This window comes from Priestia sp. SB1 (genome assembly GCF_038898415.1).
In genome coordinates this window covers 22,551-35,482 of sequence record NZ_JBBJSS010000010.1, presented here as the reverse complement: position 1 = coordinate 35,482, position 12,932 = coordinate 22,551, and the positions used below count along the sequence as shown (strand labels likewise).

At 38.9% G+C, this 12,932-nt stretch carries 12 protein-coding genes; 6 read left to right on the top strand and 6 right to left on the bottom strand.

The window, feature by feature from the left end; all coding sequences use genetic code 11:
- Window positions 1-120 precede the first annotated feature (120 nt).
- The 4 genes from WKH56_RS29525 to pgaC all read right to left on the bottom strand — a co-directional run bounded on the left by WKH56_RS29525 (window position 121) and on the right by pgaC (window position 4,755).
- Entirely contained in the window at window positions 121-1,836 is a 1,716-nt protein-coding gene (locus WKH56_RS29525) for a sensor domain-containing protein (protein WP_342837218.1), read from the bottom strand.
- A 380-nt stretch (window positions 1,837-2,216) separates the two neighbouring features.
- Window positions 2,217-3,083, bottom strand: a complete 867-nt coding sequence (locus WKH56_RS29520) for a polysaccharide deacetylase family protein (RefSeq protein ID WP_048020379.1) — start codon at window positions 3,081-3,083, stop codon at window positions 2,217-2,219.
- Entirely contained in the window at window positions 3,080-3,541 is a 462-nt protein-coding gene (gene pgaD / locus WKH56_RS29515; RefSeq protein WP_047750023.1) for a poly-beta-1,6-N-acetyl-D-glucosamine biosynthesis protein PgaD, read from the bottom strand. The genes WKH56_RS29520 and pgaD overlap by 4 nt, the downstream gene beginning before the upstream one ends.
- Window positions 3,499-4,755, bottom strand: coding sequence for a poly-beta-1,6-N-acetyl-D-glucosamine synthase (gene pgaC / locus WKH56_RS29510; protein WP_048020377.1), 1,257 nt, complete (start codon window positions 4,753-4,755; stop codon window positions 3,499-3,501). Before pgaC ends, pgaD begins: the two co-directional genes overlap by 43 nt.
- Before the next feature lie 293 nt (window positions 4,756-5,048).
- Between pgaC and WKH56_RS29505 the strand changes: the two genes are divergently transcribed.
- From WKH56_RS29505 to WKH56_RS29485, 5 genes are all read left to right on the top strand, one after another.
- The gene (locus WKH56_RS29505) at window positions 5,049-5,570 is read left to right on the top strand and encodes a ferritin (protein ID WP_310884051.1); all 522 of its coding nucleotides are present in this window, start codon (window positions 5,049-5,051) and stop codon (window positions 5,568-5,570) included.
- A 22-nt stretch (window positions 5,571-5,592) separates the two neighbouring features.
- Entirely contained in the window at window positions 5,593-5,793 is a 201-nt protein-coding gene (locus WKH56_RS29500) for a hypothetical protein (RefSeq protein ID WP_014458732.1), read from the top strand.
- 142 nt (window positions 5,794-5,935) lie between these two features.
- Entirely contained in the window at window positions 5,936-6,091 is a 156-nt protein-coding gene (locus tag WKH56_RS29495; RefSeq protein WP_014458731.1) for a hypothetical protein, read from the top strand.
- Between the two features lie 481 nt (window positions 6,092-6,572).
- A complete protein-coding gene (locus WKH56_RS29490) occupies window positions 6,573-7,298 on the top strand; it encodes an AbrB/MazE/SpoVT family DNA-binding domain-containing protein (protein ID WP_168761178.1) in 726 nt (241 codons plus the stop codon).
- A gap of 250 nt (window positions 7,299-7,548) precedes the next feature.
- On the top strand, window positions 7,549-8,283 hold the full coding sequence (locus WKH56_RS29485) for a class I SAM-dependent DNA methyltransferase (RefSeq protein WP_168761179.1): 735 nt from the start codon (window positions 7,549-7,551) through the stop codon (window positions 8,281-8,283).
- A 321-nt stretch (window positions 8,284-8,604) separates the two neighbouring features.
- Here the strand turns inward: WKH56_RS29485 and WKH56_RS29480 are convergent, their stop codons facing one another.
- Entirely contained in the window at window positions 8,605-10,155 is a 1,551-nt protein-coding gene (locus WKH56_RS29480; RefSeq protein ID WP_342837297.1) for an ABC transporter substrate-binding protein, read from the bottom strand.
- Window positions 10,156-10,360: 205 nt separating this feature from the next.
- Here WKH56_RS29480 and WKH56_RS29475 point away from each other — a divergent pair, with 205 nt between their 5' ends.
- Complete coding sequence (locus tag WKH56_RS29475; protein ID WP_048020368.1) at window positions 10,361-11,857, top strand: gluzincin family metallopeptidase; 1,497 nt, start codon at window positions 10,361-10,363, stop codon at window positions 11,855-11,857.
- A 130-nt stretch (window positions 11,858-11,987) separates the two neighbouring features.
- Here the strand turns inward: WKH56_RS29475 and WKH56_RS29470 are convergent, their stop codons facing one another.
- Window positions 11,988-12,866, bottom strand: coding sequence for a 5'-methylthioadenosine/S-adenosylhomocysteine nucleosidase (locus WKH56_RS29470; RefSeq protein WP_033579961.1), 879 nt, complete (start codon window positions 12,864-12,866; stop codon window positions 11,988-11,990).
- Window positions 12,867-12,932: the final 66 nt, after the last annotated feature.

Genomic DNA, 12,932 nt, shown 5'->3' with positions numbered 1-12,932 from the left:
TTTTGACATATCGTGCAGATTCCAACGTACTCTTTCACGACTTTCTCACTCCTTACATACGATTAAAAACCATAAAAAAAGCTCTATTAAAGAGCTTCTTTCCGTACATAGGATTTTCCTTCATTTCAACAAACGGCTCATTTCCTCAGGAGAAAGCGGCTTATCAAATAGATAGCCTTGACCGATATGACAGCCTTGTTCCGTCACAAACTGCAGCTGTTCTTCGTTTTCGATTCCTTCTGCGGTTAGGGCAAAATTAAGTTTTTTCCCCATTTGAATAATCGTTTCCACCAGCACTTTTCCAACTTCATCTAAGTCGTCAATAAATGATTTATCAATTTTTAACGTATTGATTGGCAAGTGTTTAAGATAGCTGAGAGAAGAGTAGCACGTTCCGAAATCATCCATCGCCACTTTTATCCCTAGACTCCGCAGGCGGTTTAGCACTTTTTTCGATTCTTGACTGTTTTGAATAACGCTTTCGGTGATTTCAAGTTCTAGAAAGTGCGGCTCAAGGCCCGTTTTCTTCAAAATTTGTTCCATGTCCGTTACAAATCGTGAGGACTTCAGCTGAATAGGTGACACGTTCACCCCTATTTTACTCGCTTTTGAATTTATCTCCGTCCATGCTTTCATTTGCTGACATGCTTCTTCTAATACCCATTTGCCAACCGGCACAATCAAACCAACTTCTTCTAAAATGGGCAAAAATTCATTTGGATAGACAGTACCAAATTTTGCGCTATTCCAGCGGATAAGCGCTTCTGCCCCTATGACATCAGACGTTTTCAAATCGATTAACGGCTGATAAACGAGCTGAAACTCATTTCTTTCTAACGCATACTTTAACTCATTCTCCATGCTAATCGTTTTAATGATTTTTTCATTTGATGAAGAAGAACTCATTTCATATGTGTTTCGCCCATTTCGTTTTGCTACATACATCGCAATATCTGCTTGCTTAATTAACCTGTCAATTAGTTCATCTGCGTCTTTTGGAATAATATGCTGCTGACATTCCTTTGAAAATAGGCTGATGCCAACGCTTGTAGAGGTTAGCACTTTGTCTCCGTCTATATAAAAAGGAAGCGACATTTCTTTTACAATCTGCTCGGTCATTTTTTCAATTTCCTCAACAGTTTTTAGTGTATGAAGCACTAAAATAAACTCATCGCCCCCGTGCCGCGAGATAAAATCAGAGGACGGAATACATTTTTTTAATCTTTCTGCTACGCGCCTCAGCAGCACATCGCCGTGATGATGGCCAAGCGTATCATTTATTGATTTGAAGCGGTCTAAATCTAAAAATAAAATAGCCATCAGTTCTGGAGATTGTCCATCTAAAAGCAGCTTTTTCAGCTGCTTGTTTAACCAGTAGCGGTTAGGTAAATTAGTTAACGGATCATAATAAGCCATTTGCTTAATTTTTTCTTCATATGCTTTTCGCTTTGTAATATCATTGCGAATTGATACGTACTGATACGGTTTTCCTTGTTCATCTAAAAATGGAACAATGGTTGTATCCACCCAGTAATACGAACCGTCTTTTGCCTTGTTTTTTATTTCTTCGTGCCAGACCTTACCTGAGCTGATCGTACTCCATAACTCTTTAAAAAACCGTTTTGAGTGATGTTTCGAATTAATAATACGATGATCTTGACCGAGAAGCTCATGTCTTTCATACTTAGAAATTTCACAGAATTTATCGTTCACGTGATTGATGAATCCGCGACTATCTGTAATCGCTACAATCGATGATTCATTTAACGCAAGTTCAATATCATTTAGTTTTTTCAGCGCTTCTTTAAATTTATATTCAAAATGCCTGTTTTCCATATCCTATACACCTTTATCAAAATTTTAATGATAAAACAAAACCCATGACGAAATGATAGAGAGGAATCGTGAATAATGAATACAATTTAATTAGCAATGGACAGCGAATTAGTTTGTCCGATTGCCTTACATTCGTAAAATAGTAAGCGTACAATTGCCGCTTTTCCTCTTTACACCTTTACAAACTTCTTACACACAGTTTGTAAAAGGATTGATAGATAGTTTCGTTTATCCATATCTGTTATCACAACTTTTCTATGGTAACATTAAAATGATTTTTATAGAAATGAAAGTGTACTTTCTTCACGTAATTGACATACCTTTTGATGGTAAACAGAAAAAAGCCTCTGCTTTAGACAGAGGCTTTTTTCACTTTCTTCTCATGAGCTCGTACGCGTCAGCCACGGAAGAATAAGATATTGAAAGGTTTTGTTGTACACAACAATCCGGTTAAGGTAATACGGATCGTTGTCTTTTGTAATAACATGAGGGGCTAAAATAGCTGCTTGGTGAAAACCAGCATCTTTCACAATCTTAGCTACGTCATCATTTGTATTGCCGTATGGATAGGCAAAGTAAACGGGGGCTATTCCTAAATGGTTCTTAATCGTTTCTTTGCTTTTTCGTAAATCACGAGCAAACGCGCTGTATTTAGCAGGCGTCAGAAATAAAGGCTTGTCTTCTTCTAAACGGTGCATATCATATGTATGCGAACCGATTGTCGCAAGGCCGCTGTCTTTCATTTCTTTTAGCTGACTCCATGAAGCCATATTTAAATTTTGAAAGTCCTCTGCTCCCACTTGTCCTGCGATTACATATAGCGTAAACGGAATGTTTTCCTTTTTCAAAATTGGAAAAGCGTTTTGATACACGGTACGGTCAATATCGTCAAATGAAATCCATACGCAGCGTTTTGGAAACGTGCCTTTTTGCTGATACGTTTCAATATCTTTTGGCGTAACAAACGTAGCGTCAAGTTCCTTCAGCTTTTTTAACTGTTGTTCAAAATCATTGCTGTAGACGCTGTACTCTGTCAGTTCGTCAGACTTTGTAACTGAGCTGACAATTCGATTAAACCAATTATGCTTGCGCACGCGATGATAATTTAAGCCTAAGCATCCGTTCGTCTCAAGCGCTGGCTCCACGGTCGTTGTTGCTTTCGCCTTATCTTCCCAGTTCACTACTTTAAAGAAAATAAAACCAACTACCGCTGCCGCAATTAAAAGAAAGAATACATATTTCTTCATGCGTGCTTCCTCTCCTCAGTATGTTTTAACGGATTAACATCAAACTCGATGTACTGTGCACGCTGAAGCTCTTGAATTTGATCCTTCGATAAAAGCTCAAGACGCTCTAAATCTTTAATACTCGTATACGCCGGCTCTTTTCGTCGGTTTAAGCTTCCAAATCTCTTTTTGTTGTAGAATCTCCATAAAAACAGAGCCAGGAAAAAGAAGCAAAAAATAGCGAGTCCAATTACTAAAAACGTTCGAATTTCGCCGTTCGTCGTTTTGAACGCAATTTTTAATACCCCGCTGTAACGGTCATTTACGCCGATAACAGCTGAAAGGAAAAACCAAAGAACAATGGCACAATACAGCCAAAAAACAGATGAAACAATGATGCTTATCACGAATCGAGCAAGAGGCTGCTTGGCTTGAATCATGATTTGCTCTTCGTTAAGCCGCGGTCTGGACTGCTCCATGTGGCATAGCCTCCTTTCACTCTAGATCTGATAGCACGAGGAAATGCGCCCACTACCACAATCGTATTGACAATCCAGTAAAGCGCTGGGTACCATGCAGCCCATACGTAATACCGCTTCACGTTGTCGTATTTCGAATCAATTTTCAGCGCAATAAACAGCTGAATTAAGCTCATAAACACAAGGGAAAATGACGTAAACGTAAACCAAAACAGTATGTCTTGAGGACTGCTCGCGGTAACAAGCAGCATGATTGTCACAAACAGCCATGCGAATGACCAAAGAGTACTGATCCACTGCTCTAGGTATACAAGCCAAATTCTGCGCTGCTTCCATTTTAATAACACTTTCCAGTGGCGAAGCATTACCTCTTGCCCGCCTTGAGCCCAACGTACTCGCTGCTTCCAAATTCCCTTTAAGGTTTCGGGCACAAGCATCCAGCACAATGCCCGCGGTTCATAGCGGATATCCCAAAAGCGCTGCTGCAGCTTCCAGCTTACGGCGATATCTTCCGTAATCATGTCACGATCCCACAGCCCGACGTCCACAAGTGCTTTCTTTCGAAAAGCCACTACTACGCCTGAGACCGTCATTACTTTTCCTAAAATTCGCTGTGTTCGTTTAATAGAACCGATAATAGAAGAATACTCAACTAGCTGAATGCGACTCAGCAGCGTATTACGGTTTCGAATGCGCGGATTTCCGGTAACGGCTCCCAGCCGTTCCCCTTTATGAAGAAAATGATGGATTAGATAATACGGAGCGTCTTGATCTAAAATAGCGTCTGAATCTAAGCAGATTAAAAACTCAGCTTTAGATGCGTGCGCACCTAAATGCAACGCATTGGCTTTTCCTTTATTTTCATAAAGCTGAATCACACGAACTTCAGGGTGATTCCTGCTGATTTCCTTTAAAATATCAGCTGTTCCATCGGTGCTTCCATCGTTAATAAGAATGATTTCTTTAGACGGATAATCTAACGCCAAAAGGTGCTTAAGCGTTTCTTCAATCGTTTCTTCTTCATTATAGCAAGGCACTAAAAAGCTCACTAACGGCCAATCAACTGTTGAAAAATCAACTTTGGGATCTCGGTCGCGATAGCGTATGTAAATAAGCGTGCCCGCAATCCAAAATAAAGACATAATAAATGGATACCAGAAAACAAAGCTCGCGAGCTTTTCAAATCCAGGTATTAATACGTGTTGCATATTCATTTTTCTGACTCCTTCACACCAATTAAAATTGCACAGAGTGACAATCTTATCACTAAATTGGTTAAATAGAACATAGTAATTTTAACCATCTAAAAAAAGAGTCTTTTAAACTACGTTTATTCCTATATTATAAGACCCCTTTATGTAAGTAAGAAGCACCAATAAAGGATGGGCAAGTTACCTACTCAAAGAAGTGACATATAGTATCACTGTAGATTTCTTTCACCATAAAAAACGTGAGGGTTGCAGCTAGTATATGAAAGAAATTCTTTCCTTAAGGAGGAATAACAAATATGAACGAACAAATTCAAAAGCTGCTCAATAACTTAATTCAACTTGAACACGTCTCTTCGACTTTATACCTAGCTATGTCTAACTATATGAATCGATTAAACTATAAAGGAATGGGCAGTTGGCTGCGTCTGCAGTCTGAAGAAGAACGCACTCATATGCTAAAACTTATTGACTACTTAGTTGACCGCGGCGGCACGGTTGAATTAAGTTCTTTACCTGCTCAGCCAAGTGAGTTTGGAACACCGTTAGAAACGTTTCAAAAAGTATTGGAGCATGAAAAGTTCGTCACAAATTCTTATCGTCAAGCGTTTCAATTTATCAGCCAAGCGAACGATCCTCAAACCCTAGTCATCGTGCAGGACTTTTTGAGAGAACAAGTCGATGAAGAAGCTCAGGCTCAGACAATTGTAGACCGCTTAAAAATTGCTCAAAATAACCCTGCAGCTATTTTTATAATCGATCAAGAACTAGGACAGCGAAAAGCTGCGCCGGCGGCGGGCGGAGCAGCTGCGCAAGGTTAAACGCGCAGAAGAGCACCGAACAATGTACAAAAACAATAACACGCCTCCCGTTTCCTTGCTTCGAGTTGGGATTCATCACGGCTATTACGGCTATCCGCCCAATGTGTACGACGCCATTCAAAGGCTTATGAATCAATATATGCATCAGCTTCACTATCATCGTCCTCAGTACGTTCACGTGTACTACGTGCACCCTTCTCTTATTCACTACTACCTTCACTGAGTGGAGGAAAACAGGAATTTTGTTTCATGAAGAAATTCACCGCTTTTCCACCTAATTCAGGAATTCCAATCAAAAATATGGATATTTATGCTAATATAAAATTTGTTAATCATATAAAGAAATAATATTAGCGGGGTGTCATATGGATAATCAATACGTTGTAGGATGGGGAACGCTGGCTCTAATTAATGCCGGATTAGCGCAAGGTAAAAATCGAACCGGTCTGAACTGGTTCTTATTATCTCTTGCTTTAGGACCGCTTGCTACCTTCATCTTACTGCTGGTTGAAAAACGATAAAATTAGCTCAAAGCTCATTACATTGAGCTTTTTTCTTTATTCTTCAACTATAACTGCTCTCCGAAACAAGTAAAAAAAGCACTGCTTGAAATTTTTTTCTAGGCTTAATATGCATAAATCTATTCATCATTCAGACTGAGTTCCGCGGCATTTTTTGATTAAAAACCTACATCTACTCTTTAGAAATAGGGTATTGGCCCTTTTTAAGCCTTTTTTTCTTTCTCTTCTTGCAATAAAACCAAAAGAAAGAAGAACGCTTTTATTCTATGCTTTTTCAATTATAGATTAACTTGTTTTCTTCAGATGATTACCATTTACACGGGAAAGCTGTGCATCTACTGAATGAGGTCAAACTTCCTGTATTTCTCAATCTGTAGGATGAATAAATACTCATTTTCTTCATTTGACAAAGAAATAAATGCTGTGTAATTTAAGTAACATACCCCATCTAAACTGTTTTTAGAAAGGATTAAGTAGCAAGATGCGTACAAAAAAAGAAGAGTGTATAATTGATGAAATGGGAAGAGTATCCCTTCCTTCTTTGTTTATGCAACTAACGAAACTCGAGACGAACGACAAAGTTCTTTTACGGAGCTGTGATGATTGGATTATTATTGATCATCATGATGAAAATGTCCCCGTTCCTTCTCATATCTTCATTCGAACAATTGACCATATGGGTAGAATAGTCATTCCAAGATCCCTGCGAGATGACTATGAACTTAAGCCATTTGATTATGTAGAACTATACGTAGTACAACAGCAAATTGTTATGAAAAAAAGAGACGAAAAAACGATAGCGCTTTCACAAAAACCTGTGGCGCCTCCTCCTTATTATGCAACATTAACCGGACGGCAGATTCAGCTCACTTCTGAACTTTTAACGTCAGTCGAATTGGATGCAAACATGGAGGTTCAATTTTTTATTAACCAAAAAAATAACATTGTGATTCAAAAATACGAAATGAATTTCGGTGAAAAAACGACTTTAATATTTACGGCTCAATCTCGAAAAATTGATGAACGTTTTCGACTTACCATTCCTAAAAAGCTGCGAGATGATTTCTCCATCCACTCAGGTACGATGTTAAAAATCAAGACAGGTAATAAGCAGCTAATTTTAGAAAAAGTGGAAAATGAAAAAGAGATTAGCAGCGTATTATCTCAGCAAATAGACGCAGCAATTGTTGAAAAATTACCGAAATAAGAACGACGCCAAAAACAAATGGTTTCCTACGGATTCAAAGCAAAAGCTAAGAGTTACGCATAGACTGACCCTTTCTATACTCAACTCTTAGCTTTTAGACTTATCTTCCATAAACGTGTACAAGCCGGTTACTCCACATGATAGCACTATCTCCAAAATAATACACCCTTTCCATATCCCTCAAAATTATTGTAACTAATTTGAATATATGACTATAATAAGGTACTTTGGACAGAGGAGGCTGATTTAGTTGAAGATCTCAACAGGAGCTGAATTTTACGATAATGACGAGACGTTTTTGGCCTATACAAAACGCCGGCAGCAAAAAGAAAATGCCAACGATACGATTGAAAAACCGGCCATTTTACAGCTTCTAGGTGATGTTGCAAATGCAAACGTTTTAGACTTAGGGTGCGGAAACGCTGGATTTGGTGCGGAGCTTCTTGCACAAGGCTGTTTCTCTTATACCGGAGTAGACGGCTCTATCAATATGATAAATGCAGCTCAGCAACAGCTTTCAAACTATCCAAATGCAGAAGTGATCCATGAACCGATGGAGCACTATACTCCGCCCCGTGACAAATATGATTTAGTTACCGCAAGACTGTCTCTTCACTATATGGAAGACTTAGCTTCCATGTTCATCAAAGTGAATCAAGCACTCAAACCTGAAGGAAGATTTATTTTTTCTGTGGAACACCCAGTCATTACTTCCACTTTGCAGCCTTCCGCTCTCCACACAAACTGGACGGTGGATAACTACTTTTCAATGGGATTCCGTCAGCAGCACTGGATGGGCGGATACGTTCAAAAGTATCATCGCACGCTTGAAGAGTACTTTTCTTTGATGCAGCAAAGCGGATTCACCGTTACAAATTTAAAAGAAGCATGTCCTCAAAAAGAACATTTTGACAGCGCTGAGACTTACGAGCGTCGAATGCGGATTCCTTTGTTTTTACTGATGAGCGGTGTGAAGGATAGATAAATAAAAGAGATTGAGACATAACTCAATGGATTCAATCTAAAGACGAACAAACAGAATTAACAATCTAGCATGGATGGCTACACCGCTGTTGATTTCCGTGTAAGGCTTCGCTTTCCGCGGGAGTCTTCGCCTTGTCCTCCAATCAACCGCTAGAAGCACCTACATACATGAAATCTGCGTTCACCCTAACCATGAAAAAATCCGAACGAGTTAGATTCCCATTAAGAATCTTCACCGTTCGGATTTTCTTTTAACTAAAATACTTTTGTTCTAGCCTCTCTCGTACCTTTAAAACCGCTTTTTGTTTAAACTTAGCGTATGTTATTTATTCACGCTCACGTTATAAAATACAGGTCCTAAGTTAAAATCATAGCCTTTTACATGTGTAGACACGGCGTTAATATTGACTTTATGACCAATTAACGTAAACGGAAGCTCATCCCATACGTATTTCTGCGTAGCATCAATGGCTGGTCTCGCATCTTTTACAGAAGCAGCCGCTTTAATTTTATCTAAGTACTTTGTTGATTTCTCAACAGGAGCGCCCCCTGACGTCCAAAATCCTTGGAAAATGGTTGAACGCGCCGCCCAGTCTACCGGGTAAATATCCCATGCTTTAGGATCATTTACTTTATCTGTAAACGTTGCCCAGTCATACACTTCTAGCTTTACTTTTACACCGATTTTTTCAAGCTCTTGCTGGACGATAACAGCCGTATTGTACTGATCTTGATAATCGCGTGAAGTTAAAAGACGCAGTTCCTGCCCGCTGTATCCAGCTCTTTTCAAATAGCTTTTTGCTTTCTTTTCATCATGCTGATTGTACTCTTCTTTTCCTGCTTCACTGTAATAGTTAGGAAACTTTTTATTTACAATCGATGAAGTCAGTTCATAATAATCGGAATCGCCGTATGAACTTGATAAAATATCTTTTGCATTAATCGTGGCATTTACAGCTTTTCTAGCATTTAAATCGCTAAAGAACCCTTCTTGCGTGTTATAAAATAAACCAATAAATCCTCCTGGAGCCAGCTTGTTCTTAACGTTTTGCGTACTTTCAATTTGTGCCGCATTGTCGCTTGAAACACCTAAGGCAATATCAAACTGTCCAGCTGTAATGCCTGAAATTCTAGTAGATTCATCGCTTAAAAAACTAATTTTAATTTCATCTACGTGAGGAGTCTTTTTAATTTTTCGTCCTTTTGAAGAATAATCTTTAAATCTCTCTAGCGTGATATATTGATTCTTTTTCCATTCCTTCACTTTAAATGGCCCTGTGCCAACGAACTCAGTAGCTCCTTCAGCAGGTGCTTTTTCGATAATTTCTTTTGGAAAAATAGCGGCTGCCGGAATTGGATCTGCTAGCAGTGCCAGCGTATTCACGTTCGGTGTTTTCAAATGAAGCTCAACCGTATAGTCTCCTGTTCTTTTAACTTGTGCACCAACAAAGTTTGTTTTGCCAAGTGAAGACAGCTTAATCCAGCGGTTAATCGAAGCTTCTACATTGTCCGCCGTCATTTCCTTTCCGTTATGAAACTTTACGCCTTTTCGCAGCTGAAACGTGTAGACTTTTTTATCATCGCTTATATCAATTTTTTCTGCTAAATCAGGCTCTACATTGCCTTTACTATCAAAAATAACAAGTCCTTCGTAAATATTTCGCGCCGCATCTTTAACTGAAGAATTTCCAGTAATCTGAGAATCTAAAGTTGTTGGCTCGCTTTGAAACGCAATGTTTAGCGTACCTCCGTCTTTTTGGGCGGCACTGGTGCTTTTATCGCCTGAGCTGGCTTGATTATTGCTGCACCCGGCAACAAATAAAGCAATCACAATAAATAATAACCATTTCACCTTAACCTGTTTCAACGTCATTCCCCCAATAATTAAAATCACTTTTTAAAACCCACTATTTTTGTAAGGTTAGTAGGAATATAAACCATCCTACCACCTTTCCATTTGTTTGTGAAATTAGCAAAATTAAACTGTTTCTTTGCAATTACTGATTCAATTTGTCTTGTTTCAATTCTCAATTCTTAGTATGTTTATAAGTAAAGTATTTTATCTAAAGGAGGATATTATGAACTCTGCCATCCGTCTTCATACTAAAGAACATATTGCAACGATTGAACACTACAAACAAGCTTTATCTCTTCTATCATGGGACGCAAAAACATCCGCTCCTCTTAACAGTCAAAAGCAGCATGCAACCACTCAAGGCACGCTTTCCAAAGAGCTTTATTTGCTGCAAACAGATCCAGCCTTTGCAAAAGAATTGCAGCATCTTCAGGAACAAAATCTAAGTCAACTACAGCAAAAACAAGTACAGCACTATTGGAACATCTATCAAAAACTTTCCGCTGTACCACTGGAAGACTATCATCAATTTTCTGTTTTAAAAGCTTCTACTCATGCTCTTTGGTCACAGGCTAGAGAGCAAAATAACTTTAAGCTCGTTGAAGACAACCTGCAGCAGCTGATTCATATGCATAAAAGATTTGCGGAGTACCGTAATCCTCACCTCGCTCCTTACGAACAGCTTTTAGAAGAATATGAGCCTGAAATTTCTAGTGAAACCATCGATTCGCTTTTTCAACAAATTAAAGGTGCTATTCTTCCTTTGCTGACAAAAATCAAACGCTCCTCGGTTACACATGATACATCGTTTCTCCACGAATCGTTTTCGGTCGAAAATCAGCAAAAGCTCGGAAAACACCTGCTAACTGCGATTGGCTATAACTTTAAGTCGGGACAAATAGGCACCACTACCCACCCGTTTAGTGCAGGCATTCACCCTCACGATGCAAGGCTTGCAGTAAGATACGACGAACACAATGTAAAACTGGCAGCTTTTATGTTTTTACATGAAGGCGGACATTCTATTTATAATCAGCAAATTAGCTCTAAGTTGCTTGACACAGGGTTAGACGCATACACGTCTATGGGACTGCATGAATCTCAATCTCTTTTTTGGGAACGCATCATCGGAAAACATGAAGGGTTTTGGAGAAATCACGCTCACTTATTCAAAGAGTTAGAACCTGCGATCTACGGTAATATTTCATTTGAAACTCTTTACTTTGCCTTAAATGAAGTCACACCTTCTCTTATTCGTTTGCAAGCAGATGACCTTACGTATCTGCTGCATATTATCATTCGCTACGAGCTAGAAAGAGATTTATTCGCTGACAAGCTTCGCGTCTCGGATCTTCCTTCCGCATGGAATACAAAATATGAAGCGTACTTAGGAATCAAACCAGAAACGGACATTGACGGAGTATTGCAGGACGGCCACTGGTACGGAGGAGCGTTTGGCTACTTCCCTTCCTACAATCTAGGATTTATTTATGCAGCTCAGCTACAAGAAGCCCTAATCAATGACCATCCTGACTTTGATAAAATCATTTCGAGTCAAAATCTATCGCTTATAGCAGACTGGCAAAAACAGCATATTCACCAGTATGGAAAACTAAAGACGCCAAAAGAGATATTAACTGGTCTTTCTATAGATAGAATTGATGCTCAGCCGTTAATTAATTATTTGACGAAAAAGTATGAAGAGTTGTATAAACTTTAAATTTACCAATCCATTTATTTTATAAAATTTTGATAGCGTAAATACAGTAACCCCCTATAGACATGACGAAAAAAGCATCAAAGCCTTTTGTTAGAGAAACAAAAGCTTTGATGCTTTTTTAAATAAAGATTTACTTAGCGTTTGTGCTGATATAATGTTTAATTACTTCATAAACATAGTCTTGGCAAGCGGCTGCTGTATTTGGATTATATTTTCCACCGTTTACTTTGTTGTTAGATAACACTCTGATACCCAAGAATGGAACGTCGTAGCTTCCTGCAATTTGTGCTGCCGCTGCGCCTTCCATTTCTTCTACAGACGTCCCGTACTTAGTATGGAACCACTTAATTCGATCCACTTCGTTATTCCATGTGTCTGCTGATCCTATCGTTCCTTCAACCACTTTTCCTTTTTTATATGTATCTTTTACTGCATTTGCAGCCGCAAGTAACTTCTTATCTCCTTCATAATAACGAGCTTTTTCAGCATCAGGATCTTCTCCAGCGCTTCCTTCAGAAGCCATTAAATCCATCGGCTTCCACGCAGTAGGATCCATTCCTTCGCCTTCTTTTTTATCTTCTGTTTTTAAAGAGCCTATATTCGTTGTTCGCTTTCCTAATACAATATCAAACACGTTCAGGTTTTCATCATGCCCGCCCGATGTTCCTTGGTTGATAATTGCTTTAGGATGGTATTTTTCTATAGCTATCGCTGTAGCAGCTGCCGTGTTTTCCATTCCTTTTCCCGTTTTAACCACAATGACCGGATAATTGTCGACAGTTCCTTTGTAAAAAACAAAATTCCCTGACTTTTCTTCTTTTACATTTTCTAATTTTTTAGCGAATTTCTGCGCTTCTATCGGCATCGGTCCTTGCACAATAATAGGCTGCTGCTTCTGTTTATCTCCGGCTTCTTTTTTTGAAGCTGAATTACACCCGGCAAGTATAGATAGCAGTAAAACCATACCAATAGTAAATAAAGCCCCTGTTTTTAACATCTTGTTTTTCATAGATCGTTACTTTCACTCCATTTCGTTTTGCTGTTTCATACACTCGATGATTGGACAAAAGAAAAA

Coding starts and splice junctions, on each gene's coding strand:
- WKH56_RS29495 (WP_014458731.1), top strand. CDS start 5,936: ATGGATAATCAATACGTTGTAGGATGGGGAACGCTGGCTCTAATTAAT.
- WKH56_RS29480 (WP_342837297.1), bottom strand. CDS start 10,155: ATGACGTTGAAACAGGTTAAGGTGAAATGGTTATTATTTATTGTGATT.
- pgaD (WP_047750023.1), bottom strand. CDS start 3,541: ATGGAGCAGTCCAGACCGCGGCTTAACGAAGAGCAAATCATGATTCAA.
- WKH56_RS29500 (WP_014458732.1), top strand. CDS start 5,593: ATGTACAAAAACAATAACACGCCTCCCGTTTCCTTGCTTCGAGTTGGG.
- WKH56_RS29490 (WP_168761178.1), top strand. CDS start 6,573: ATGCGTACAAAAAAAGAAGAGTGTATAATTGATGAAATGGGAAGAGTA.
- WKH56_RS29520 (WP_048020379.1), bottom strand. CDS start 3,083: ATGAAGAAATATGTATTCTTTCTTTTAATTGCGGCAGCGGTAGTTGGT.
- WKH56_RS29505 (WP_310884051.1), top strand. CDS start 5,049: ATGAACGAACAAATTCAAAAGCTGCTCAATAACTTAATTCAACTTGAA.
- pgaC (WP_048020377.1), bottom strand. CDS start 4,755: ATGAATATGCAACACGTATTAATACCTGGATTTGAAAAGCTCGCGAGC.
- WKH56_RS29470 (WP_033579961.1), bottom strand. CDS start 12,866: ATGAAAAACAAGATGTTAAAAACAGGGGCTTTATTTACTATTGGTATG.
- WKH56_RS29525 (WP_342837218.1), bottom strand. CDS start 1,836: ATGGAAAACAGGCATTTTGAATATAAATTTAAAGAAGCGCTGAAAAAA.
- WKH56_RS29475 (WP_048020368.1), top strand. CDS start 10,361: ATGAACTCTGCCATCCGTCTTCATACTAAAGAACATATTGCAACGATT.